The organism is Vibrio sp. JZG120, from assembly GCF_053890955.1.
The window spans coordinates 17,717-43,134 of record NZ_JBSRRK010000013.1; the positions used below are offsets into that span (position 1 = coordinate 17,717).

The window sequence follows — 25,418 nt, forward strand, 5'->3', positions numbered from 1 at the left end:
GTTAAAGAAAAGGAATTGTTATTGATTGTATAATCGCCGTTCATCAGTATTTACTAAAATAATTATGTCCGGTCATGATTTATGATAAGGACGAAGTAGCAATGTCATCGAGCGACATCAATAGAAATGACGCCGTACATTATAAAAGCCTAAGAAGGATGAGTGCATGAGTCAGGATAAGATCGATATCAAAGATGTGACTCCTAAAACCTACAACCCCAAGACTCATAAAGGGAATGGGGATCGATTCAACCCAAGTAATCGCATCTATGTACGCGAAAGCAAAGGGACTTACCAGAAACTGCGTCGTTACGGTGGTTGGTTCTTACTGCTTCTCTTCGCTTTGATACCGTGGATCCCTTACGGTGAACGTCAAGCGATCTTGCTCGATATTGGCAACCAGCAGTTCAACTTTTTCGGTACCACGTTGTATCCGCAAGATCTTACCCTACTCGCCTTGCTATTTGTGATCGCGGCGTTTGGGTTGTTCTTTATTACCACCTTCTTAGGTCGAGTTTGGTGTGGCTATCTCTGCCCACAAACCGTCTGGACCTTCATGTATATCTGGTTTGAAGAGAAGCTAGAGGGCAGCGCCAATAAGCGTCGTAAGCAGGACTCCAATAAGCTGACGGCAAATTTAGCGATGCGCAAAACCGTCAAACATATCGCTTGGTTTGCCATTGCGCTCGCCACTGGTTTTACTTTTGTTGGCTACTTCGTACCAATGAAGCAATTGGTTATCGACTTTTTCACCTTTAACGCCACCTTCTGGCCCGTCTTTTGGATCATGTTCTTTGCCATTTGTACTTATGGTAATGCTGGTTGGATGCGTTCCATCATGTGTATCCACATGTGTCCTTATGCGCGCTTCCAGTCTGCCATGTTTGATAAAGACACCTTCATCGTTGGCTATGATGCCAAACGTGGTGAAAAACGTGGTCCACGTCCGCGCAAAGCCGATCCAAAGCAACTTGGTTTGGGTGATTGTATTGATTGTGATTTGTGTGTACAGGTGTGCCCAACAGGTATCGATATTCGTGACGGCTTACAATATGAATGTATTAACTGTGGTGCCTGTATTGATGCGTGTGACAACACCATGGATCGCATGGGTTACGAAAAAGGCCTAATCAGCTACACCACCGAGCATCGCTTATCGGGTAAGAGTACCAAAGTCATGCGTCCGAAGCTGCTGGGCTATGGAGCTGTGCTACTGGTCATGATTGGTCTGTTCTTTGCCCAAATCGCAGCGGTAGACCCAGCAGGCATGAGTGTTATTCGCGACCGTAACCAACTGTTCCGAGTAAATAGCTCAGGCGAAGTAGAAAACACCTACACCCTCAAGGTGATCAACAAAACCCAGCAAGTGCAAGAGTACTCGTTGGATGTTGAAGGGCTATCCGATGTAAGCTGGTACGGTAAGCAGACAATTCAGGTACAGCCAGGTGAAGTATTGAACTTACCAATGAGCCTTGGCGCCGATCCTGACAAGCTAAACTCTGCGATTACGACAATTCAGTTTATACTCACCGATAAGAGCAACGAATTCACCATTGAAGTGGAAAGCCGCTTTATAAAAAAACTATAGCGTCTACTTCAGTGACTAATGGAAAAAGGCTCAGCAATGAGCCTTTTTGTTTATATGTCCCAAAGTATGTTTAACTTTGACGCCCTTACCCCAGATTTTATGTGGTACGCGTTAGAAAGCATCGGCGTTCGCGCAGAATCAGGCTTTCTTCCCCTCAATAGCTACGAAAACCGTGTTTATCAATTCACTGACGAAGAGCGTCGTCGTTATGTCGTCAAGTTCTACCGCCCTGAACGTTGGAGCAACGAACAGATCCAAGAGGAGCACGACTTCACTTTAGAACTGATTGGCAACGAAATCCCCATCGCACCACCTGTGCGCATCAACGGTGAAACCCTTCATCACTATCAAGGCTATGCATTTGCGCTGTTTGAGAGCGTAGGTGGTCGCCAGTACGAGGTTGACAACTTAGATCAGCTCGAAGGTGTAGGGCGTTTCCTTGGCCGAATCCATAAAGTCGGCAGCCGCCAAGCCTTCCAACATCGCCCAACGATTGGATTGCAAGAATACCTGTATCAACCAAGAGAGATTCTGCAAAACGCCAACATGATTCCAATGCACTTGGAGAACAGCTTCTTCAATGACTTGGATATGCTGATCAAATCGATTGAAAGCCACTGGCAAGAAAGCTTCAATATCATTCGTTTGCATGGCGATTGCCACCCAGGCAATATTTTGTGGCGAGATGGCCCTATGTTTGTTGATTTGGATGACGCTCGTAACGGCCCTGCAGTACAAGACTTATGGATGCTACTGAACGGTGAACGCCAAGACAAACTGATGCAGCTGGATATTGTTTTAGAAGCTTATCAAGAGTTTTGCGACTTTAACCCCGCAGAATTGAAACTAATTGAGCCACTTCGCGGTCTACGAATGGTGCACTATATGGCATGGCTAGCAAAACGTTGGCATGACCCTGCGTTTCCTCTCGCTTTTCCATGGTTTAATGAGCCAAAATACTGGGAAGGTCAGGTCCTTGCATTTAAAGAGCAGATCGCCGCTTTAGAAGAAGCACCGCTGTCTTTAATGCCTCAATGGTAAGTCAGGCCACAAATTCAAAAATGGAGATATTTCGATGAAAAAACTGTTCGCACTGTTTTCTATGCTGATGCTAAGCCTGTCGGCACATGCAGCGCAATTCAAAGAAGGTGAACATTACAAAGTATTGGATCTTGAGGCATCAAAAAAACCTCTTGTGACGGAGTTTTTCTCTTTCTACTGCCCGCACTGTAATAGCTTTGAACCTGTTATCCAGCAACTGAAAAAGCAGTTGCCAGAAGGCACTAAACTACTAAAAAACCACGTTTCTTTCATGGGTGGCAACATGGGCCCATCAATGAGCAAAGCCTACGCGACCATGGTTGCACTAAAAGTGGAAGACAAAATGGTGCCAGTGATGTTTAACCGCATCCACAATCTAAAGAAGGCGCCACGTAACGATGAAGAGCTTCGCCAAATCTTCCTTGATGAAGGTGTAGACGCGAAGAAATTCGACTCTGCATTCAAAGGCTTTGCGGTTGATTCCATGGTTCGCCGTATGGACAAGCAATTTGAAAACAGCGGTCTAACCGGCGTTCCTGCGGTTATCGTTAACAACAAATACCTAGTTCAAGCACAAAGCATCAAGACGATGGATGAGTACTTCTCTCTGGTGAACTACTTGCTGACACTAAAATAAGCGCATCGATATCAATCAAAAGGGGAGCTCATCGCTCCCCTTTGTTTATTTGTAAATCTCTTGTAGCAACCGATCTTTTTCTTGCCACACATCACCCAACCATTGCTGAAATTGTCGCTTATAGGGCTTATCGTTAAAGTAATCACCAAGCACTCGTTCATCGACGGGCAACACATTCACACGCACAACAACCTTGCCCATTCGGCCCATTAATAAATCCTTGAATGGCTTATTTGTATTTTCTGGGTACGCCAGCGTCACATCGATAATGTTCTCGAACTGCTCCCCCATTGCCGCTAACGTGTATGCGATCCCGCCCGATTTTGGTTGCAGCAAATATTGGTAGCTCGTCTTGCTCTTACGCTGTTTTTCTTCGGTAAATCGAGTGCCTTCGACATAATTAACCACTGTGGTTGGTGCATGTTTGAACTTGGCGCACGAGCGACGTGTCGTCTCTAAATCTTGACCTCGTTTGTGCGGGTTGCGGATCAGATACTCTCGCGAATAACGACGCATAAATGGCATGTCGAGCGCCCAACACGCCATCCCAATGAAAGGCACATACAACAGTTGTTGTTTGAGGAAAAACTTCGGCATAGGTATGCGGTCTTTAAACACGCAGCAAAGCACCACAATATCGGTCCAACTGAGATGATTACTGATCAACAGATACCACCCGTCTTTTTTCAGCGCCTCACCGCCCTGAACATCCCAGTCAACACGGTTAGAAACCGCCAGAATGCCCGCATTAACGGTAGCCCATAACCACATCACCTTGTTGGCACAAGCGGTCGCTTTCGCTTTTAGCTCCACGCTTGGAAGCAATACTTTAAACACAGCGATAATACAAATTGCGATTGAACACAGCGCAGAATTGAGAATCACAAAAGAAGCGTTAAAAAAAAATAACAAATATGCCAACATGATAGTCAAACAACAGTGATAATGTGTGAAGAATAAAACAGCGTGTAATTATACTGCGCCTTTGCCACATTGGAATATGCGTGGGAATGGTCAGATTTGTTACCTCAACCAATATTTGCACCACTCATTCGACAATAAGGAGATAACGAATGAAACCAAGGCTAATTCTCTTGCCTTTGGCCTTTGTCGTCAGTTCTGCTCAGGCTCAACTCGCTGAAACCACAGGTTTTGGCGGTGAAATTTCGCTGAATGCCGGATTTGTATCATCAGAGTCCAACTTCAATACGGAAAATAGTAACACCATCGATTCTCTCGATAAGCGCGCCGATAGTGACAGTTCCGTTATCGCTGCGCCGCTAGGAAGCATTACTTACACTTTTGGTAACCGACTCAATCACCAAGTGTACGCGGGTACCACACGTTCCGATGTCGCGGTTGGTACCCTCGCTTTTCAGCTGGGCTATCAACACGAGTTGCCATCCGGCACCGTGCTCGATATTTCCTATCTACCGACCGTGCTCAAAAGCGAAACTTGGCGTAACCCATATCAAGTCGGAATCGCCCGTCAAGAAACGGATGTGGACGGCAATGCCTATCGCTTTCAAATCAAGGGATTGATTGATAAAAACTTCAACCTTGATCTCGCTTATGCTGATAAAGACATTGAGCAAGAAGAAGTAACGGACCGTTCACTCGCTCGCGATGCGAGCCTTTACTACGTTAAAGGTGACTATCGGATTTCACTTAATCAAACATCCATGTTGCAACCGGCGTTTACCTACATTAATCAAGATGCCGACGGTAAGGCGGAATCATTTGATTCGTACGGGTTTGACATCAGTTGGTTTAAATTTATCAACCGCCATCGGTTGGCCCTCACCGCAGGTTATGCATGGAAAGACTATCAAGCCGCTAGCCAAACTTTTGCTAAAACACGAAATGACGACACCGTCAGCCTATTTGCAGCCTATGAATATCAAAACGTATTTGACTGGCAAAACTGGTCGTTCATCTCTTTAGCTGGCTACAGCCAAACGGAATCCAATATCACGTTCTATGATGAGAAAGAGTACCTGTTGTCTCTTGGTCTCAACTACACCTTCTAACGTCCTTCATCGCAACAAGGCACTTACAACACTTGTTGCGGTGATATTTGCACGTCTCTATACCGCTTGCGCCGTGAGTTGTTTCAGTAAGCGATCCATCGCTCGATACCCAAGCGCCTCGGCTAAGTGCGCTCGTTCAATCTGCTCCGCCCCATCAAGATCTGCTATCGTTCGTGCTACTTTGATAATGCGATGATACGCGCGAATCGAAAGCCCCAAACGATGTAAAGCGGTTTCAAGAAACTCCGCATCACTTTTGTGTAAGGGGCAAAACGCCTCGATTTCTCGACTGCCTAACAGTGCATTTACCTTACCGCTGCGGTTCAACATATTGGTACGCGCATGATTCACACGTTCTTTAACGATAGCGGTCGGCTCACCGCGATCACCACCTTCTGCTAATGTCCCTTTGGGCAAAGCTGGGATTTCTAAAGACATATCAAAGCGATCTAACAGTGGTCCGGATAATCGACCAAGGTAACGCAAAATGGCTTGTGGATTGGTGCGGGCTTGATTGCCTTCGTAATATCCTGTCGGACTTGGGTTCAGTGCACCAACTAATTGGAAGCGAGCCGGAAAACGTGTTTTACCTTGCGCCCGAGAGATAATGATCTCACCAGATTCGAGCGGTTCGCGTAACGAGTCCAGCACCTTTCGGTCAAATTCGGGCATTTCGTCGAGAAACAACAAGCCGTTGTGGGCTAAAGAGATCTCCCCGGGTCTGGGTACCGAGCCACCGCCAACTAATGCAGCCATTGAACTTGAATGATGCGGAGAGCGAAACGGACGCGACTTCCAATTGTGCTCATTAATTTCACTCTGCGTCAGCGACGCCACCGAAGCGGTTTCCATTGCTTCTTCGTCACTCATCTCCGGTAATAAGTCACACAAACGCGAAGCCAACATGGTTTTCCCGGTACCTGGCGGGCCAAGGAAAAGTAAGTTGTGGTTTCCAGCGGCAGCAATCTCCAGTGCACGCTTACCTTGTTGTTGGCCAATAATATCTTGTAAGTCTCGACCATGTTTTTCGACTATTTTGCGCTTAGGCGTTTGAAAAAGATTCAGCCGATGTTGGCCACAAAGCTCGGCACATACTTCCAGTAGAGATTGAGCCGATTTATGTTGTTCTTTCCCCACTAGCGCCGCCTGATCGCCATTTACATGTGGGACCACTAAATGACGTTGAATCTTACTGGCTTCCAGCGCAGCAGGCAGCACACCTTTTACAGGTCTTAGACCACCAGATAGCGCTAACTCGCCAACAAATTCGTAGTTTTTAAGCTTATCTGTCGCGATTTGCTCCGAAGCGGCCAAAATCCCCAATGCGATAGGAAGATCAAAACGCCCTCCCTCTTTGGGCAAATCTGCTGGAGCTAAATTAACGGTAATGTAATTCGTATGTGATATAACTCAAAGAGACAAAACATGGGAATTTCAGCGGAACTACAGGCACTATACAATAGCACTTTCGGTCAGGGTGAGACAGGTACAGTGACGGCAAAGGCGACAGTTCATTCTTACATTCGATTCAGTAGCTCGATTCAAGAACAAGGCGACAGTATCACTCGACAGGTAGCAGCTACTAAACAGTGGGCAGCGTCAAAGGGGCTAAATGTATCTGAGCAATCATTCAGTGACTTGGGTATCAGTGGCTATAAACAGAATGCAAAGCGTGACGGGTTAGATCAACTACTTGAGGCAATCGAAACTGACGCTATCAAACGTGGTGATTGGGTATCAATTGAGAAGTTCGACAGACTGAGCAGACAGGGTATTGATCATACACAAGAGCTAATTAGACGAATTCTGCGTGCTGGCGTTAACATAGTGGCAGTTCACGACAATCTGGAGCTGACGCTAGATAGCTTAAATGATGTTAGCAAGGTCATTCAAATAGCAGTGTACGCTAGTGCAGCTCATCAGCAATCAGCAGAGAAGAGTTATCGGGTAGGAGCAGCTAAGGCGTCACAACGCAAAGCGGCGCTATCTGGTGAGGTCACTAAGCGTAGATTATGCTGGTGGATATCACGAGATAACGACAAGTACGTTCTGAATGAAAACGCTGAGCACGTTAAGGCAATGATTGAGATGAGGCTAGCTGGAAATGGTTGGCGCTCTATCGCTAAGCACTTCAATGAACAAAACATTCTCAGTAGAACGGGTAAAAAGTGGTCTGACAATGCAATCAAGTGCATGATCACGAATCGAGCAGTCTATGGCTCGTATGAAATGACTGACGGTAATATTGTAGACAATTATTACGACGCGATATGCAGCTACAGCGACTGGAAAACTCTCAATAGTAAGTCTCAAAACTATGCTGGTGGCAAGAGCAAAACGAATGCTATATCTGGGCTGGTACGCTGTTCATGCGGCTCTGCTATGAGTTTGAAAATGCAATCACGCACGACTAAGACGACGACACATCACTATAGAACTTGGATATGCAGAGCTTCGACGACTGGGGCTTGTGATAATACGGGGTCGGTTCGTGATCTAGACGTAATAATCAAGGGTGCTTGCAGTAAGCTGAAGTATAAGAAGCTAGGAAAGGCAGCAAAAAACAACAGCGTCGAGATTGAAAAGACGAGAGACAGATTAGATGAAATCAAAGCACTTATGACGGACGTCAATAGCGCAATTTCTGTGTCTGATTTGGCAGTTATGGCTGGCTCTCTTCAAAGCGATCTAACTAAGCTACTAGCTCAAGAGTTAGAAGAGACAACACGCGATGAACTCAAGCAGTTGAAGACGATCACGGATGACACGCTGTGGAATATCAAAGCTAAACAGCTTATTAGATCATGTACTGTGACACGTAAAAGTAAAAATGTTTGGCATATCAGCATCATTCAGAAAAACAGCTATGTGGTGAATGCAACGATCATGCGTGAGTCACAACGAAAAGAGGTCAAAGTCTTCTATGGCAACAAAGAGGCTCAAGTTGATTTCAGAGATAAAGTTACAGAGAAGCTCTTTGATGGAGAAGAAGTCGGCGATTACGATAGCTATGAAGTTGATTAGCAAATAAACATGTATTATTACTAATTTCATCAAAATCATATGGTTGAACTGAAACTATGTGATCATAAACAAGTTTTTTAATCAATAAGATTGATAGAGTTTTATTTTTAAGGTGAATATATGGACATACTAAAAAATAGGTCGCTATCTCTTATATTATTATCTTTATCACTTGTTGGCTGTAACGCAGATATGATAATCGATGTTCCCTATAGCTATTTATCTGATGAGGAATCAAATGGAAAAATAATTGATAGCTATATGGTAGTTAAGTTCTTTGGTTCGTGCTTTGACGGTAAAACTGGTGCAGAGAGTGACTCATTGTCTGAATCTGACGGAATGGTTTATAATTTATTCAAACAAAATCAAGAAAGGGTGAGTTGTAAAACTGACGACTGGGGAATTAATAGTGAAGTCATATATAAATTTAAAATTGGCATCGATACTATTAAAGATGGTAAAAATCCTACTGACTTATCAATTCATATAGCATCAAATTCAGAAAGTGGACACAATATTGTTATAGATAAAGTTCTATCTGGTCGAATTAAGTCTCGATTGAGCAAAGCAGATGGTCTTGATTATTCACTTATCGTAAGAATTAATAATGACACTGAAAAATCTTTTAGGTTATGTTCAAACTCTACATATTATTATAATGAGTCAACAAAATCATATGAACCATGGCAATATCTAGATGTAACAAATAATAATGGTCAGCTTGCTTTAAAGCAGAGTGATGTAGCTATTGATGCTCTATTGAATCATGGTGCAATGAACTTTGGTTGGAATTGTGGTTAATAATTAAATTTAAAACAATTGGAGTATTAATAATGGCTAAATCTGTAACTCTAATTGAGTGTAGTGTGTGTAATAAAGAAGTAGCATCAAACACTCATAAGTGTACTCATTGCGGAGCAGTTGTTAACAAGCTAAAGAGAAGTTTTTTTGGAAAAATAATAAAATATAGCTTTATTATTTTTAATATATTCATGGCTTGGTGGCTTATTGCTGGTTTTAATAGCGCAACTGAATCTAGTCAAGGCTTACAAGGAGCTGAAGCTGCGGGAGCAGCAATAGGTACAGGGCTGGGTATAACAGTGATTGTTGGAATATGGTTGGTAGTAGATATTATCTTAGGATTATTTGTTTTATTTACAAGACCAAAAGCATAAAGTAAGCACATCAATCAAAGCGCACTTCGATGCGCTTTTTTTATGATTGTTATTATGAAGCTAATAGCGTTCACAGAAGTAAATTTAAAGAATGAGGGATATATTAACTAAGCACGCACTGGCGTGCTTTTTTAGGCTAAAAAAACGTGTGAAAACGCGGTTTATTGGTTTTTCTATTAATAAAAGAAAAAGTGGAAAACAGCGTTTTCACACGCTTTTACTCTATATGGTTTAAGTTCACTCTATGAAATAGACTTAATAAGTTAAATTCATTTAAAAAACAACGACTTAACAAAAAATAGCATCAAAAATCTTAATCTCAACTCTCTCTTATATAAATACATATACGAATCAATAAAAAGAGATATAAATCATGGGATTAGGTAACAGAAGAAAAAGAAAATCATACACTGACGAGACACGACTGAGCGCAGCAAAGCAGTATCTAGAGGGTGTAAAAGTGGCAAAGATTGCAGAAGCGCATGGTTGTAGTCAAATGGCAATCTACTACTGGGTGCAGCAGTTTCAGGACGGCAAATTAAATTATTTGGGTGAGCAATGAGTCATACACTTTTCAATAATAACTACGCGGTGACGGGTAAAGACGTATCTATCAAACAGATTGCTGGTTTGCTCAAATCAGAGTATATGCGTGAGCGAATTGCGGCACTGAGGAACACGACATGCAAGTACGAACGGAAACGTCTCAAGGAACAGTTACTGTGTGTGACTTTCGCGGCTTCATTCGACACTCGATGCAAAGCTGGAATTCAGAGAGCTTCAGGGGTGATGCTTTTTGATTATGACGATATTAAAGATGAGCAGCATGCTAATCAGCTAATAGAAAACATCAGGCGTGAGCTTGGGGATAGTTTATTGATCGCTTTTCAGTCACCGAATCATGGCGTCAAATTTGCGGTTAAAACAGACTTGGTAACAACTGATAACGCGGTCTTCAGGCACGTCTACAAATGTTTGTTGGCTGAGTTTGAGAAGCGTCTGGGTATAGTGCTTGATAGAAGCACTTGTGATATCACACGTCTTTGCAATCTCTCATACGATGAAGGGACGTACTTCAACGAGCACGCTGAAGTAATTGAGATAGGCAAGCAAATAATATCGGATTTCGACGCACGGCAGGCAAAATTAAGACGAATTGCAGAGCTTAAACATGAGCGGCATATGCAGCGTCATGAGCACGTGTGCAGTGAGAGGCAGCGTATTCTCGCAGAGAAAGCGCTAGCTCAATTCAAGGACAGAGATACAGCGGGACATCGGCACAATGCATTGTTTATCTATGCTATGCGATTGTTTGAAGCGGCATATTCAGTGCAGCAGGTGACAATAGCTTTCAGAGCACTTGGTGGCTCTTACACTGAGAGTCAATCGATTGAGAAATACGTACAAAGCGTGTTTGATACTTTCGGGAAAACGTCTGGGGTAAATGCTTGGGTATACAGGGTAGAAGAGATTTAGATTTGAAAATTGAGTTAAACGAAAACGAATATCTAAGTGACTTGGATTGCATTTCAAAAGACGTTGGGGTTCATCTAATCAAAGCAGGGACTGGTGTTGGCAAAACAACGTACATGATGAGCGAAGCAAGCAAAAGCACTGATATTGTCGTCTTCAGTATGAAATCGATCAAGGCTCAACAGATTGCGTCAGCTTGGCGAAAAAAACAGCGATGTAATGTTATTCAACTTGAGCATCTGGTTGATATGTCAGCGGATGACATCGTAGAAACTGTAGGTGAAGGCGGAGCATTACACTTAGACGAAATTCAGAATATTTACGAAGCGGATTATAGGAGCGATACGTTCAGCAAGCTGGTGGATTTGCTGAACGTACTACGGGCAAGAGTACGGATCTACTGCTATAGCGGCACTTTCATTGATGAGCTATCGGCAATCAAATTCAACTCAGTATTACAGGTTAATAAGCAAGCTGCGAATAGACAAATCACGGCATACGTAACGACGACGAAAAGCGGTAGTGACTCATACTATGGTATTAGCAATAAGACTATTGTGGAGTTCATTAGGCGAGATTTAAACAAAACGGTCTTATTTTTTAACAACAATCATAAGATGAATTCTCAGCTTGCACAGTTATTTAGACAGCAAGGCATCTCGGCTGTAACGGTCAATCGGGATTCTATTGAGGATGAGAATCACGCGATACACAGGTTAATCGACACAGAGCTTATTAGCTCAATGGACACACAGGTGGTCTTGACTACTTGCTCACTGGAAGAAGGCATCAACATCAAAGACGAAGTGAGAATTTGCGCTGTGGCTAATGCAGCAGAGCGCGTGGTTCAACAGTTCGGCCGATGTCGAAATGCAGAGCTAGGTTCATTCGATCTACTCATCGGGGGCGGTGACAAACTGGTTCAGATAGAGCATGTGAAAGAAAATGCTAATGCTTTATCTGAACGAGTCGGCGACGCTAGTCTGAGCAAAAGTAACAGCTATGACATTATCAGACGACTTGATCGTCACGGAATAAGTCACAACGTGCTATCGGTAAATCATGATTTCAGGTGCAAGGTTATTGCTCGGGCAATGCAGGCACAAAAATACTGTAGCTCATCTTATGGGCTTGGGATTTTGCTGGAACTGAAGAAATACGGCTATGAAGTAACAGGCGTTTATGACGTTACACCGGAGGATGGTTCTCTGCTACTAGGCACGGTGACGAAAGGCGAGATAATTGATGTTCTGCGCAAGCTTAAAACAGTGGCTGAAGTGGCGAAGCAGCGTGGTCTACATGAAGCAATTGTAAGGTCTTGTGTAGATAAAGCTCTTAGGTTCAAGGGTAGGTTTCAGCAATTAGAAATCAAATACGGGTGTTCTGACTGGCTGCATGCTTTTGAGAAACTTACTCTAAATGAGCTGGGTTTCTTGATTGGAATCACTGACGCTCAAGCTCTATTTCTAGGTGAACAGATAGCAGCTAACTCTATCAAGTCGCGAATTGAGCGAATCAACAAACAACAGTATGTGAATCTGGTTCATGACTTCTGGCATAAGAAGCACTTTAAAGGGGCTACTGAGTGGTATTCACTTGATGACACTGGTGAGTATGTGGTTACAGCAGCGCAGAAGCGACTGTTTAATTATCTAACTGGATGGGAATCTGTTCGTGGCGGCGAATATGTCAGGAGCAGCGATATAGTTTTTGACTGGCAGGATGCTCTGAATAACGCGCAGCGTAATAGGCTTAACGCTCGTAAGAAGCACATCGAAAGAGTCACTGATATATCTACTTTTTGCACTCAGCTTGAACTCAAGCGAAGTGAAGTAGCTGACATGAGTACTAAGGACGTGAAAATCAAACTAGCTGAAGTCAATTGGTAAACTCAAAAACGTGTGAAATCGCGGTTTCTTGGCTTTTCTATTAATAAAAGAAAAAGTGGAAAACTGCGTTTTCACACGGTTTTTCTAATCTGAGTCTGATCTATGGCTCATCACACTCTCTCTGCTCAAATACTCGCTTAAAAACTCTTCTAAATAGTAGTGAATGATTCAATCACTCAGCACATTCAATTCCTTATTCAAGCGTGGCTCACTTGGTGCTAAACGGGCTAATTTGGGAGAGCACATGAGAAGCAAGTTATTCAACACGGAAGAATCGCTGAAGCTAGCGATTCTGGTCATATGTGGGGTCAGCATCAGTCAGCTATCAAGTGAGCTGGGCTGCACTCGCAATACTATTTCAACAACGACTAAATCACACAGAAAGCGACTACGGGAGCTTGGTTATGCTTAATCTCAATTTGCGGCACTGCATGCAAGACTGCTCTGGGCGGCTGCTACTAGATGACGTATTGGACGCGATTCAAGCACAAGCTGATTTTGCATATCACAGAACGGTCGTTGTGGCTGGCAACTACGACAAATGGCTCGATGAAGCTGCATTAAAATCATTACTCAGCGAGCACTCTAGATATGTGGCTGAGCAAAAAGCGGCTCAGGAATCACAGCAACGAAAACGAAAGGCAAAGCAACTGGATAGGTTGTACGCATGCGCTGGTGACAAGAGATGTCTGATTGGCGAACTTGATCACAGTGAGACATACGAAATCACAGTATCAGAGCAAGACTTTATGGAATACGTGTCTGAGCAGTTACTTAGGTCTGACATCTCTGTAACGTACCGCGAGAACTTACAATACGCTCGGTATCATCTCAACGGCTCTGAGCTAATAACAATCAAAAACAACGAGGCACAGCATGTACTTTGAAGAATTACTGGGCGCGGTTCGCTCTATCAATACAGAGGCTAACTTTTTATACAGTGTCGTATATAAAATTTCAGCAATGGAAAAAGCAGGAGAAGATGTGACTGACTTTCAGCACTCTTTCAATAAGGCACTGAAAAATAGTGACTTACTAACACTATCAACAGTTGAAGCGCCGATTGGGGAGCACTCGCTAGAATCACAGGTGAAGTATCTACTTAGGGGAAAATTCTTCGAGCATCTGGTAGCTGAAATCGACGCAACTCAAGACTCAGCGATCAAATCTGGCTCATCTAACAATCGAGCTTTTCGAGAGTGGCTGAAGACATACAAAAACGGGGGACTACTACATGATTAAGACATTCAAACAGCACTATCGAGAGCTGGAAGAAGCTATCGGAAAAAGCACATATCTAACGACTACTCGACATGATGCAATGGCAGAGCTGAGATATTTGGTTATTCACTGCTCTAATGATTCTCTGGTAATAGACTACGAACGGTCACTACTACGCTCGAAAGCAGTGAATAACAGTGGCAGCAAATACGGCATCATGGCATCAGAAATTGCGGCTAAGAGCGTCTTATCTAGAGACATCACTCGACAGATAGCGACGGTTAATGCGTTGCTAGAACTCGATAAAATATCGGTGTCGGGTGAATTCGATATGTCAGATTTCGAGGACATCAAACTGAGTGCAGAATTCAGACAAGATATAGGTATGGCTGAAGTGATTAATCTACGCAAGGCACGAGCAAACGGTGACATCGATCAAATCGCTTCAGCGATTCAAAACACGCTGTATGCAGAAGAGTATTACACAGAGGCTACGGCACTTCGATTTCTAGACATACGTAAGGCTGTTCATAAGGTCAAGAATATCAAACTGGTTCAGGTAATCGCTAACACAGTCAAGATGCTAATCGGCTCGACTGAGTTTGGGAAATTCAAACAGCGAATTCAGGCATTTAGTACATCGTTAGCAGCTCACGTTGAATATATGCAGGGTATCGACATTAACGACATCGACAGTAAGAAATTGAAAGTGGCGACTACTGAAGCGCGGCAAATGGCAAATGAACTTTCTGAAACTCTGTACGACTACAAGCGCAAAGGCTTTTCAGTTGATGATCGGCTATTCAATAAGGCCACTAAGCTTTTGAAAAATATCACGGCTATTACCGATAACACGAGCAAGGCAGCGGCATTTGGTCTTACTGGTAACACAGAAGCAGCAGAGAAGCAGATGGAGCGAGCGCGCTCTATTAAGTTGGTGTAAATGCTTGATACTTCATTACTAATGACGAAGCACGAACAAGCTCTGGATGAACAACTAGAGCTATTCGATAGACAAAAAGTGTTTGAACTGGTTTGGGATGGGGCTATTCGGCTCGATGCACAACGCAAGCACGGTATCACAGAAAGGGACATACGTTATTTTACTAACGTACTCGCGGCAATCGAGGTTCTATCGGATGAAGAACTACTTGATTTGTGTAGCGATGGCAAACACTTCAGACAGGTCATGAAAAATAACGTGGAATAACGTGGAATAACGTATGGGATTTACATCAGAACAGGCTAGAGAAGCTGGGAAAAAAAGCAAGCGCAAATCAGCACGGGTGGTGCTTCAGACTCATGATAATTTAGACGACTTATTGGATGACGTACTCAGTGGCAAGTACTCTGAAAAGCTGCGTGACGAGGTCATTAGGCTACTGGTAAGTGATGCGATATCTGAACGAGCGGAGAAACGTAAGTTATCGGCAGCAGAGCAATTAGTAGTAGCGCGTGCTTATTGTGCGACATTAAATCGGGATGAGCTGGAGGGACTACTTGATGAAGAGAGCGACGAAGAAAAAAGAGATTAAAAAGCCATTCACACATCGTGATCTGCTTCGGAGCGTTGGTTCGTTAGATGAGCATCGATTTAAACTAGCGACAGACAGCAAATATGCGGCGGGACATCAGGCGTGGCTGGAACATCATAATAGAGAGCAACATCGAATACGTGAAGAACTGCAAAACAAACTCATCGAGCGAGTTGTGGCAAATCACAAAGCACTGGTTCTGGCTGGTGAGCGATTCGCGGACGTCGATGATCTGAAGTGGTTACGTACACTGAATATTGGCGAGAGTAGCAAAGTTTATATGAGTCATGCGGAGATTGAGTTCGACGACGACGTGGACAAGCTGCTTGATAAGCTCAGTGAAGTCGATTGCAGCGAACTCGCGCATATTACAACGTCATTCAGAAAGGCGATATACGATGCTATTGGAAGAGATCAGGTCAATATCAAATGATAAAAGGCACTCAATCGAGTGCTTTTTTTTCGGCTTTAGTTTGAACTAAATCGAAGTACATAGTGATCCGCTTAGCTGGAAACTGAAAATTAGAATTAATGATCGCGCTACGAACGCGATCTTTGGACTCTTTTACCGTCGTCTCTGGCAGCCCTACCAAGGTAAACCCGGGCATACCATTGCTAATATGAACTTCTACACTAACCGATGGCGCTTGCACCCCGACGCTTGCTCGACTATGAATGATTGCCAGCCCCATACGTTCCTCAATTTATTGAACACTCTGTAAACAAATGTTTTATCTAGTTGGTTATGTTATATACCGCGTCCCAATTGAGAGTTAATGTGAAAAAAGAATGACTTTTTGCTTGTCATGCAGCGGAATTGTGTGATACCACTAATGACGCAAACAATTTCGTAGAACATTACACAACATTTTTTAACGAAAAAAGAACGACAGACAGATGAACCTTTTCGCTCATATCAACGCACTGCTAGCCCTGATTATCGTGGTCATTATTGGCACCGCGCGGGGTATTGTGGGCGAAAGGTAACCACAAATTACAAAAAACCCCCGCACTGAAAAGTCCGGGGGTTTTTTTACAACTACAAGTTGTCATCTGTCTAACCCTCGGACAGTTTAACGGGAAGAATGGGAGTGCACATGAAGTGCAATAAATATGGCAATAGCTACGAGCCACAACGTAGCAAAGGAGGTTTACGATGACTGGTGCACAACTTGTCGTAGCCGCTTTAAGACAGCAAGGCATCGAAACCGTTTTTGGCTACCCTGGCGGGGCCATCATGCCAATCTACGATGCTTTGTATGACGGAGGGGTGGAGCACATCCTATGCCGTCATGAGCAAGGGGCTGCCATGGCCGCCATCGGTATGGCTCGTTCCACTCAAGACGTTGCCGTGTGCATGGCAACTTCCGGCCCAGGGGCCACTAACCTTGTTACCGGCCTTGCCGACGCTTTCCTTGACTCCGTACCTCTAGTTGCCATCACAGGCCAGGTTGCTAGCTCTCATATCGGTACCGATGCATTCCAAGAAATGGATGTGATCGGAATGTCCCTAGCCTGTACTAAGCACAGCTATCTCGTGACCGAAATTGAAGACCTAGCGCCAACGCTAGCCGAAGCGTTTGAAGTGGCCAAAACGGGTCGTCCGGGTCCAGTCATTGTCGATATCGCCAAAGACGTTCAACTGGCTCAAACCCCAACAGATCTACTGCCTCCATACGTAGCGCCTGCAATCGAAGATGTCAGCGCTGAAGACATTAAGCGCGCACAAGATGTACTGGCAGCCTCAACTCGCCCAGTGTTGTATGTTGGTGGTGGCGTGCAACTCGCGAAAGCAACCGATGCAGTACGCGAATTCCTTCGCTTAAACCCAATGCCAGCAGTTAGCACACTAAAAGGCCTCGGTACCATTGAACGCCATGACCCTCACTATCTTGGTATGTTGGGCATGCACGGCACCAAAGCCGCTAACCTAGTGGTTCAAGAAGCCGATCTATTGATCGTGGTTGGCGCGCGCTTTGATGACCGTGTGACGGGTAAGCTCGACACGTTTGCACCAAATGCGAAAGTGATTCACATCGACATTGATGCTGCGGAGATTCATAAACTGCGCCACGCCAACGCACCATTGCGTGGCGACATCAACACCATTCTTCCTCAGCTAGAGCTGACTCAAGATATCTCACCGTGGGTACATCACAGTGAAAGTCTGCGCAGCGGCTTTAAGTGGCATTACGACCACCCGGGCGAGTTAATCTACGCACCGCTATTGCTTAAACAACTGTCAGACATGATGCCAGACAGCTCAATTGTCTCGACTGATGTAGGTCAGCACCAGATGTGGGCAGCGCAACATATCCAGCCACGCGAACCACAAAATTTCATCACTTCTGCTGGCCTTGGCACCATGGGCTTTGGCTTGCCAGCAGCGATGGGTGCAGCAGTCGCACGTCCTGATGATCAGTCTATCCTTATTACAGGTGACGGTTCATTTATGATGAACGTGCAGGAATTGGGCACGCTGAAGCGTCGTCAGATTCCAGTGAAGATTGTCCTTCTTAATAACCAACGTCTTGGCATGGTTCGCCAATGGCAGTCGCTGTTTTTCGACGGTCGCCACAGTGAAACCATTCTTGATGACAACCCAGACTTCGTGATGCTTGCCAAAGCGTTCGATATCCCGGGCAAAACCATCACCAAGAAAGAAGAAGTCGAACCTGCTCTCAAAGAGATGCTAGCGAGTGAAACTTCTTACATGCTTCACGTTTTGATTGATGAAGAAGAAAACGTGTGGCCATTGGTGCCACCTGGCGCATCAAACAGTGATATGTTGGAAAATACATAGGAGACAATCGCATGGACAGATATTTACTCGACATCAAAGCCGATGACAAACCGGTACTGTTGGAGCGCGTTCTACGTGTGATTCGTCACCGAGGCTTCGTGATCAAACAAGTCGCTGCTACGCAAAACCATGAAAGTAAAGTAGCCAGCGTCGAGATCATTGTCGACAGCGATCGACCAATCTCGTTTTTGATCAATCAAATAGAGAAGTTGTGGGACGTTCGTAAGGTTGAGGTGCTAAAAATCCGCAACGATGAACTGCCAAATCACAACTTACAACAACACGTAAGTGCATAAGGAAGGCAACAAATGGCAACGAAAACTGCAGATTTCATTTGGTTTAATGGTGAGATGGTTCCATGGGCAGAGGCGAACGTGCACGTTCTAACTCACGCAATGCATTATGGTACATCCGTGTTTGAAGGCGTGCGCTGTTATAACACACCAAAAGGCCCAATTGTCTTCCGTCACCGTGAGCATGCACAACGTTTAAAAGATTCCGCCAAGATTTACCGTTTCCCGATCCCTTTTTCTGTAGAAGAAATCATGGAAGCTACCCGCGAAACACTGCGCCAAAACAAACTCGATAGCGCTTACATTCGTCCATTAGGTTTTGTCGGTAATGTTGGTTTGGGCGTGTGCCCACCAGTTGGCACTGAAATGGATCTAATCATTGCGGCATTCCCTTGGGGCTCTTACTTAGGCGAAGAAGCGCTAGAGAAAGGCGTGGATGCAATGATTTCAAGCTGGAACCGCGCGGCACCAAACACCATCCCGACAGCAGCTAAGGCCGGCGGTAACTACCTATCTTCACTACTGGTTGGTGGTGAAGCCCGTCGTCACGGATACGACGAAGGTATCGCACTGAGCGTTGATGGTTACCTATCTGAAGGGGCTGGCGAAAACATCTTCGTTATCAAAGATGGCGTGATCACCACACCACCAGCAACCAGCGCGATTCTTCCGGGCATCACGCGTGATTCGATAATGACGATTGCACGCGATAAAGGCTACGAAGTACGTGAAGCCAACATTGCACGTGAAGCGCTTTACCTTGCCGATGAAGTCTTCATGACAGGTACTGCAGCTGAAATTGTGCCAGTGGCAACCATCGACAAAATTGAAGTGGGCACAGGTAAACGCGGCCCAATCACTAAAGAACTACAAGCAGCCTACTTTGGCCTATTTGACGGCACCACGGAAGATAAGTGGGGCTGGTTAGACTATGTGTACCCAGAACAGAAGTAAGAAGGATTTAAGAAATGCCAAAATATAGATCAGCTACCACCACACATGGTCGTAACATGGCGGGTGCACGCGCGCTGTGGCGTGCAACGGGTGTGAAAGAAGAAGACTTCGGTAAACCAATCATCGCCGTGGTGAACTCGTTTACTCAATTTGTTCCGGGTCACGTACATCTTAAAGACATGGGCCAGCTTGTCGCACGTGAAATTGAAAAATCGGGCGGCATCGCGAAAGAATTCAACACCATCGCGGTTGATGATGGTATCGCAATGGGTCACGGCGGCATGCTGTACTCACTGCCTTCACGCGAACTGATCGCAGACTCAGTAGAATACATGGTGAATGCGCATTGTGCTGATGCCATGGTATGTATCTCTAACTGTGACAAAATCACTCCGGGAATGTTGATGGCATCGATGCGTCTTAACATCCCTGTTATCTTTGTTTCTGGTGGTCCGATGGAAGCGGGTAAAACCAAGCTTTCTGATCAGATCATCAAACTAGACCTTGTTGATGCAATGATCCAAGGCGCAGATCCAAAAGTATCTGATGAGCAAAGCGAGCAGATCGAACGCAGCGCGTGTCCAACCTGTGGATCGTGTTCAGGCATGTTCACGGCAAACTCGATGAACTGTCTAACGGAAGCGCTGGGTCTTTCTCAGCCGGGCAACGGTTCTATGCTGGCGACTCACGCTGATCGTGAACAACTATTCCTTAACGCGGGCAGACGCATTGTTGAACTGACTCGCCGTTACTACGAGCAAGATGACGAATCCGCGTTGCCACGCAACATTGCAACTTATGATGCCTTCGAAAATGCAATGGCACTGGATATCGCCATGGGTGGCTCAACCAACACCATTCTGCACCTACTGGCCGCGGCGCAAGAAGGTGAAGTGGATTTCGATATGGAAGATATCGATCGCCTATCACGTCAAGTACCACACCTATGTAAAGTGGCACCATCTACTCAGAAATATCACATGGAAGACGTACACCGTGCAGGTGGCGTAATGGCGATTCTTGGTGAATTGGATCGTGCTGGTCTACTGCACAATGATGCTCGCACCGTACTGGGTCTTTCAATGAAAGAGCAGTTGGCAAAATACGACATCATCCAAACGGAAGACCAAGAAGTACTTAAGTTCTACCGTGCCGGTCCGGCTGGTATTCGTACCACCCAAGCGTTCTCGCAAGATTGTCGTTGGGATCGCCTTGATGACGACCGTGCAGAAGGTTGTATTCGCGCGAAAGACAACGCCTTCAGCCAAGAAGGTGGCCTAGCCGTTCTATCAGGCAACATCGCATTGGATGGCTGTATCGTTAAGACAGCCGGTGTTGATGAGAGCATTCTTAAGTTCACTGGTCCGGCTGTGGTATTTGAGAGCCAAGAAGATGCGGTGGAAGGCATCTTGGGTGGCAAAGTCAAAGCAGGTGACGTGGTTGTTATCCGTTACGAGGGCCCTAAAGGTGGTCCGGGCATGCAAGAAATGCTTTACCCAACCACTTACCTAAAATCGATGGGCCTTGGTAAAGAATGTGCACTGCTGACTGACGGTCGTTTCTCTGGTGGTACATCAGGACTCTCTATCGGCCATGCTTCTCCTGAAGCCGCTAACGGCGGTGCTATTGGACTGGTGAAACCGGGCGATATGATCGCGATTGATATTCCGAACCGTTCAATTTCACTCGAAGTGTCTGAACAGGAACTTGCAGAGCGCCGTGCAAAACAAGACGAACTTGGCTGGAAACCTGTTGATCGCCAAAGAGAAGTTTCCTTTGCACTTAAAGCGTACGCGAGCATGGCCACCAGTGCTGACAAGGGTGCAGTACGAGACAAGTCGAAGCTAGAGGGCTAGCAATGATGGAATCTCAACCCGAAAAGAAAGTAAATCAAACTGGCGCAGACTATCTGCGCCAAATCCTCCGCGCTCCGGTGTATGAAGTCGCAACAGTAACACCACTGCAAGAAATGCCACGATTGTCTGCACGTATTGGTAACAATGTGCAAATCAAGCGCGAAGATCGCCAACCCGTGCACTCATTTAAATTACGCGGTGCGTACAACATGGTGGCAAGCCTAACTGAAGCACAAAAAGCCGCTGGTGTCATCGCAGCATCGGCAGGTAATCACGCTCAAGGCATGGCGCTGTCTGGCACTAAGCTGGGCATCAAAACCACCATCGTGATGCCAAAGACCACTCCGGATATCAAAGTCGACGCCGTACGCAGCTTTGGTGGCAATGTGGTACTACACGGCAGCAACTTTGATGAAGCAAAAGCAGAAGCCGAACGTTTGTCAGAGCAATATGGCTATACTTTTGTGCCCCCCTTTGATCACCCACTGGTGATCGCAGGTCAAGGCACCATTGGTATGGAAATGCTGCAGCAAAATGGTCACCTTGATTACATCTTCGTTCCTGTCGGTGGCGGCGGTTTGGCCGCTGGTGTTGCGGTACTCGTGAAGCAGTTAATGCCAGAAATCAAAGTCATTGCCGTAGAGCCGGAAGACTCATCTTGTCTGAAAGCCGCGCTAGATGCAGGTGAACCTGTCGTACTAGACCAGGTCAGCATGTTTGCCGATGGCGTTGCAGTAAAGCGCATTGGTGAAGAGACTTTCCGTCTGTGCCAGAAGTACATTGATGGCCATATTGCAGTGTCCAGTGATGAAATCTGCGCAGCAGTAAAAGACATCTTTGAAGATACCCGTGCGATTGCTGAACCTTCGGGTGCGCTTGCTCTGGCGGGTTTGAAGAAATTTGCTGAGCAAAACAAATTGCAAGGTAAGAATCTAGGTACAGTATTGTCTGGCGCAAACACCAACTTCCACGGTCTACGTTATGTTTCTGAACGCTGCGAGCTTGGTGAAAAACGTGAAGGTCTGCTTGCCGTCACCATCCCTGAGCGTCAAGGTGCTTTCTTTGAGTTCTGTAACCTCATTGGCGGCCGTGCAGTTACGGAGTTTAACTATCGTTATAACGATGACGAACTCGCTAATATCTTTGTCGGTGTTCGTCTGCAAGGTGGTCAAGAAGAGTTGGAAAACATTATTCACGATCTACGTGAGGGTGGCTATCCGGTGGTTGACCTTTCTGACGATGAAATGGCGAAGCTACACGTTCGCTACATGATCGGCGGGAAGCCATCGAAGCAACTCAAAGAGCGACTCTACAGCTTTGAATTTCCAGAGTACCCAGGTGCCTTGCTGAAATTCTTAAGCACTCTTGGTACCCATTGGAATATTAGCTTGTTCAACTACCGTAACCACGGCGCAGACTACGGACGCGTTTTATGTGGTTTCGAGTTAGATGAAGGAGATTTAGCTCAGTTTTCTGCGCATTTACGCGAACTTGGCTATCAATGCAAAGACGAAACAGACAACCCGTCTTACAAGTTCTTCCTGTCATAAAACGCCACATTCCAAACATATCAAATAAAACACCTCGCTATTGCGAGGTGTTTTTTTATGACTGTAACCAATCTTGATGCAGCTGATTAGGCGATCCTAGGTAATCCACCATCCATTGGATCAATTTATGATTATCATCTTTGCGCCAGACCAAGCAACAATGACTGAGCGGCTTATCATCTGGCATCACCTTCTCCACCAGCACACCATCATTGATCAGTGGCGTTGCAATATGACGTGGCATGTAACCCACGCCAACTCCATTTTTCAAACATTCAATTGCACTGTACCAGTTGGGTAGTAACAATCGGCGTTGTTGCGGGTAATGGCCAGTATGGCGCTTTGGCAGCACGTTTGAAGTGTCATCAAGGCAGATCGCCGGAAATTGACTCACAAACTCTTCAGTAAGCACTTGTTGGCGAACACAGGGATGAGCGGGAGACATCACAAATGCCCAATCTAATACGCCCATATCTTTGACTTCAAAATCTCCCCCAACGGGAACCGCAGATGTCGCGCCAACGACAATGTCGGCTCGACCTTGTGCTATGGCTTCCCAAGAACCATTGAAGACTTCCATATTGATCTGCAATTCAGCAAATTCAAACTCGCGATAAAAATCTTCCACCAAAGGTTTGAGCTTCTCTAACTTCACCACGTTATCTAAGGTCAGCTTTAACGTGCTCTTCCATCCCTGAGCCGCTCGCCGCGTTTGTGCTTTCACCTCTTCCATTTGACGCAGCAAAGAGCGAGCCTCAGCCATAAAAAGTTCACCTGCTGGAGTTAACTCCACTTTCCTCGGTAAGCGTCGAAACAGCACCACATCTAAATCTTGCTCGACCTGCCTTACTCCATAACTGATGGCTGAAGGGACTTTATGCAGCACCTCAGCCGCCGCGGTGAAACTGCCTAAACGGGCAACCGTATCCAGCATTTCCAGAGACGCTTTAGAGAACATGATTTAACCTTTCAAAAAATTTGATTGATAACCAACAATTTTAGCGTTTTATTTTATCAAAATCGAAAAATAGAATAATAAGGTAAATAAATCAGGGTTGGCGCCAACTGATGTTGATTAAAAAATGATTAAATAATTTGACTGGTTGAATCATGAAAATATCAAAACTACAGCTCATTTATCTGGCAGCATTATCGATGCTTGGCTTCGTTGCTACCGATATGTATCTGCCAGCATTCAAAGCGATGGAAATCGACTTTGCAACAGGCCCTGAGCAAATAGCGCTCTCTTTAACGGTATTCCTAGTTGGTATGGCGGTTGGCCAGCTAATGTGGGGATTGGCATCCGATAAATTTGGCCACCGCAATACACTCGCGGCCGGGTTAGTGCTGTTTACTATCGCGTCATTCGGTTTGGCTTTCTGTGACCAAGTATGGCAACTACTGACACTGCGCTTTATCCAAGCTATCGGTGTATGTGCACCAGCAGTGATCTGGCAAGCTATGGTCATTAAACGCTACTCAAGCAGCAGTCAGCAAATTTTCGCAACGATCATGCCGTTAGTCGCGCTATCACCAGCGCTAGCACCTCAATTAGGGGTAGTGTTGGCAGATAACTTCGGCTGGCACAGTATCTTTATTACGCTAACACTAGTTGGTGTCTTCTTGGTCTTTGCGACAATGGCCCAAAAAGACGAGAAAGCAGAAATCAAACAAACCAGTATGTCTGCCGACATCAAAGCACTGCTGAGTTCTAAAAAGTACCTTGGCAACGTGTTTATGTTTGCGACGGCTTCGGCTGCATTCTTTGCTTACCTAACTGGTATGCCAGAAATCATGGCGCAACTAGGCTATGAAGCAAAAGATATTGGTTTGAGCTTTATCCCACAAACTATCGCGTTTATGGCTGGTGGTTACTTGGGTAAAGTCGGCGTTCATAAATTTGGTGATGAAAAAGTTCTACGTCAATTGATTGGACTATTTAGTGTCGCGGCAATAATGATATTCATTGCCTCACAATGGGAACTATCTTCTATCTGGCCAATTCTAGCGCCTTTCTGTTTAATTGCGGTAGCCAATGGTGCGCTATACCCAATCGTAGTAAACCGCGCGTTGGCAAGTGCTAAGCAAAGCCCTGCAACAGCTGCAGGCCTGCAAAACAGCTTACAAATTACTGTGAGCAGTCTATCAAGCGCATTAGTTGCTGCAATGGCAAGCCAAGCTCAAATGGTAACGGGCGTTGCAATCATCATCTGTATGGGTGGTCTTTGGATGGGTTACATCTTATCTAACCGTGAATTGTCTCAGCACTTCACGACTCCAGACAATGCTCGTGTAGTGAGTGAAGACGAACTTTAATTGTTCAGATAATAAAAAAGAGCCGCATAATGC

The 25,418-nt window shown here is 45.2% G+C and carries 25 protein-coding genes and 2 pseudogenes; 23 read left to right on the forward strand and 4 right to left on the reverse strand.

The window, feature by feature from the left end; translation table 11 throughout:
- Window positions 1–166 precede the first annotated feature (166 nt).
- Genes ccoG through ACWPOD_RS20145 form a run of 3 tightly spaced genes read left to right on the forward strand, consistent with a single transcriptional unit; the run spans window position 167 to window position 3,266 of the window.
- Complete coding sequence (gene ccoG, locus ACWPOD_RS20135; RefSeq protein WP_046874594.1) at window positions 167–1,588, forward strand: cytochrome c oxidase accessory protein CcoG; 1,422 nt, start codon at window positions 167–169, stop codon at window positions 1,586–1,588.
- A gap of 54 nt (window positions 1,589–1,642) precedes the next feature.
- Window positions 1,643–2,629, forward strand: a complete 987-nt coding sequence (locus ACWPOD_RS20140; protein ID WP_167427052.1) for a serine/threonine protein kinase — start codon at window positions 1,643–1,645, stop codon at window positions 2,627–2,629.
- A 34-nt stretch (window positions 2,630–2,663) separates the two neighbouring features.
- Window positions 2,664–3,266, forward strand: coding sequence for a thiol:disulfide interchange protein DsbA/DsbL (locus tag ACWPOD_RS20145; protein WP_005379036.1), 603 nt, complete (start codon window positions 2,664–2,666; stop codon window positions 3,264–3,266).
- A gap of 45 nt (window positions 3,267–3,311) precedes the next feature.
- Here ACWPOD_RS20145 and ACWPOD_RS20150 read toward each other — a convergent pair whose 3' ends face one another.
- Window positions 3,312–4,190: an acyltransferase gene (locus ACWPOD_RS20150; protein WP_006742920.1), complete on the reverse strand. Its 879-nt coding sequence runs from the start codon at window positions 4,188–4,190 to the stop codon at window positions 3,312–3,314.
- A 149-nt stretch (window positions 4,191–4,339) separates the two neighbouring features.
- Between ACWPOD_RS20150 and ACWPOD_RS20155 the strand changes: the two genes are divergently transcribed.
- Window positions 4,340–5,296 carry a DUF2860 domain-containing protein gene (locus ACWPOD_RS20155; protein ID WP_456232160.1) on the forward strand — a complete coding sequence of 319 codons (957 nt, stop codon included), beginning with the start codon at window positions 4,340–4,342 and terminating at the stop codon, window positions 5,294–5,296.
- Between the two features lie 57 nt (window positions 5,297–5,353).
- Here the strand turns inward: ACWPOD_RS20155 and ACWPOD_RS20160 are convergent.
- Window positions 5,354–6,685 (reverse strand): annotated as a pseudogene (locus ACWPOD_RS20160) (YifB family Mg chelatase-like AAA ATPase); the annotation flags it as partial.
- Between the two features lie 36 nt (window positions 6,686–6,721).
- Here ACWPOD_RS20160 and ACWPOD_RS20165 point away from each other — a divergent pair.
- The 13 genes from ACWPOD_RS20165 (at window position 6,722) to ACWPOD_RS20225 (ending at window position 16,046) form a co-directional block, all read left to right on the forward strand.
- The gene (locus tag ACWPOD_RS20165; RefSeq protein WP_262660537.1) at window positions 6,722–8,320 is read left to right on the forward strand and encodes a recombinase family protein; all 1,599 of its coding nucleotides are present in this window, start codon (window positions 6,722–6,724) and stop codon (window positions 8,318–8,320) included.
- Window positions 8,321–8,440: 120 nt separating this feature from the next.
- A complete protein-coding gene (locus ACWPOD_RS20170; protein ID WP_456232161.1) occupies window positions 8,441–9,121 on the forward strand; it encodes a DUF7424 family protein in 681 nt (226 codons plus the stop codon).
- A 32-nt stretch (window positions 9,122–9,153) separates the two neighbouring features.
- Window positions 9,154–9,495, forward strand: coding sequence for a hypothetical protein (locus ACWPOD_RS20175; RefSeq protein WP_258496276.1), 342 nt, complete (start codon window positions 9,154–9,156; stop codon window positions 9,493–9,495).
- 373 nt (window positions 9,496–9,868) lie between these two features.
- Window positions 9,869–10,057, forward strand: a complete 189-nt coding sequence (locus ACWPOD_RS20180) for a transposase (RefSeq protein WP_262660535.1) — start codon at window positions 9,869–9,871, stop codon at window positions 10,055–10,057.
- Window positions 10,054–10,971, forward strand: a complete 918-nt coding sequence (locus tag ACWPOD_RS20185; RefSeq protein ID WP_456232162.1) for a BT4734/BF3469 family protein — start codon at window positions 10,054–10,056, stop codon at window positions 10,969–10,971. The genes ACWPOD_RS20180 and ACWPOD_RS20185 overlap by 4 nt, the downstream gene beginning before the upstream one ends.
- Before the next feature lie 2 nt (window positions 10,972–10,973).
- The gene (locus ACWPOD_RS20190) at window positions 10,974–12,857 is read left to right on the forward strand and encodes a hypothetical protein (RefSeq protein ID WP_262660533.1); all 1,884 of its coding nucleotides are present in this window, start codon (window positions 10,974–10,976) and stop codon (window positions 12,855–12,857) included.
- Window positions 12,858–13,101: 244 nt separating this feature from the next.
- The gene (locus tag ACWPOD_RS20195) at window positions 13,102–13,269 is read left to right on the forward strand and encodes a hypothetical protein (RefSeq protein WP_262660532.1); all 168 of its coding nucleotides are present in this window, start codon (window positions 13,102–13,104) and stop codon (window positions 13,267–13,269) included.
- The gene (locus tag ACWPOD_RS20200; RefSeq protein WP_262660531.1) at window positions 13,262–13,744 is read left to right on the forward strand and encodes a hypothetical protein; all 483 of its coding nucleotides are present in this window, start codon (window positions 13,262–13,264) and stop codon (window positions 13,742–13,744) included. The genes ACWPOD_RS20195 and ACWPOD_RS20200 overlap by 8 nt, the downstream gene beginning before the upstream one ends.
- Entirely contained in the window at window positions 13,734–14,099 is a 366-nt protein-coding gene (locus ACWPOD_RS20205; protein ID WP_262660530.1) for a hypothetical protein, read from the forward strand. Before ACWPOD_RS20200 ends, ACWPOD_RS20205 begins: the two co-directional genes overlap by 11 nt.
- The gene (locus ACWPOD_RS20210) at window positions 14,092–15,021 is read left to right on the forward strand and encodes a hypothetical protein (RefSeq protein WP_262660529.1); all 930 of its coding nucleotides are present in this window, start codon (window positions 14,092–14,094) and stop codon (window positions 15,019–15,021) included. The genes ACWPOD_RS20205 and ACWPOD_RS20210 overlap by 8 nt, the downstream gene beginning before the upstream one ends.
- Window positions 15,022–15,288: a hypothetical protein gene (locus tag ACWPOD_RS20215; protein ID WP_456232163.1), complete on the forward strand. Its 267-nt coding sequence runs from the start codon at window positions 15,022–15,024 to the stop codon at window positions 15,286–15,288. It abuts the gene before it with no gap.
- 13 nt (window positions 15,289–15,301) lie between these two features.
- Window positions 15,302–15,613 (forward strand): hypothetical protein, encoded by a 312-nt coding sequence (locus ACWPOD_RS20220; RefSeq protein ID WP_258496287.1) that lies wholly within the window; start codon window positions 15,302–15,304, stop codon window positions 15,611–15,613.
- Complete coding sequence (locus ACWPOD_RS20225; protein WP_262660527.1) at window positions 15,582–16,046, forward strand: hypothetical protein; 465 nt, start codon at window positions 15,582–15,584, stop codon at window positions 16,044–16,046. The genes ACWPOD_RS20220 and ACWPOD_RS20225 overlap by 32 nt, the downstream gene beginning before the upstream one ends.
- Window positions 16,047–16,104: 58 nt before the next feature.
- On the opposite strand, the pseudogene ACWPOD_RS20230 reads toward ACWPOD_RS20225, so the two are convergent.
- Window positions 16,105–16,305 (reverse strand): annotated as a pseudogene (locus ACWPOD_RS20230) (magnesium chelatase domain-containing protein); the annotation flags it as partial.
- Window positions 16,306–16,769: 464 nt separating this feature from the next.
- On the opposite strand from ACWPOD_RS20230, the gene ilvG reads away from it, so the two are divergent.
- Genes ilvG through ilvA form a run of 5 tightly spaced genes read left to right on the forward strand, consistent with a single transcriptional unit; the run spans window position 16,770 to window position 23,069 of the window.
- Window positions 16,770–18,416, forward strand: coding sequence for an acetolactate synthase 2 catalytic subunit (gene ilvG, locus ACWPOD_RS20235; RefSeq protein WP_456232164.1), 1,647 nt, complete (start codon window positions 16,770–16,772; stop codon window positions 18,414–18,416).
- 11 nt (window positions 18,417–18,427) lie between these two features.
- Entirely contained in the window at window positions 18,428–18,712 is a 285-nt protein-coding gene (gene ilvM, locus ACWPOD_RS20240) for an acetolactate synthase 2 small subunit (protein WP_005378958.1), read from the forward strand.
- 12 nt (window positions 18,713–18,724) lie between these two features.
- The gene (gene ilvE / locus ACWPOD_RS20245) at window positions 18,725–19,663 is read left to right on the forward strand and encodes a branched-chain-amino-acid transaminase (RefSeq protein ID WP_005378953.1); all 939 of its coding nucleotides are present in this window, start codon (window positions 18,725–18,727) and stop codon (window positions 19,661–19,663) included.
- 14 nt (window positions 19,664–19,677) lie between these two features.
- Window positions 19,678–21,519: a dihydroxy-acid dehydratase gene (ilvD, locus tag ACWPOD_RS20250; protein WP_193448146.1), complete on the forward strand. Its 1,842-nt coding sequence runs from the start codon at window positions 19,678–19,680 to the stop codon at window positions 21,517–21,519.
- A 2-nt stretch (window positions 21,520–21,521) separates the two neighbouring features.
- A complete protein-coding gene (gene ilvA, locus ACWPOD_RS20255; RefSeq protein ID WP_134648225.1) occupies window positions 21,522–23,069 on the forward strand; it encodes a threonine ammonia-lyase, biosynthetic in 1,548 nt (515 codons plus the stop codon).
- A gap of 55 nt (window positions 23,070–23,124) precedes the next feature.
- Here the strand turns inward: ilvA and punR are convergent, their stop codons facing one another.
- Complete coding sequence (punR, locus tag ACWPOD_RS20260) at window positions 23,125–24,027, reverse strand: DNA-binding transcriptional activator PunR (protein ID WP_005394068.1); 903 nt, start codon at window positions 24,025–24,027, stop codon at window positions 23,125–23,127.
- Between the two features lie 152 nt (window positions 24,028–24,179).
- On the opposite strand from punR, the gene punC reads away from it, so the two are divergent.
- Entirely contained in the window at window positions 24,180–25,385 is a 1,206-nt protein-coding gene (gene punC / locus ACWPOD_RS20265) for a purine nucleoside transporter PunC (RefSeq protein ID WP_456232165.1), read from the forward strand.
- The last annotated feature ends 33 nt before the right edge of the window (window positions 25,386–25,418 follow it).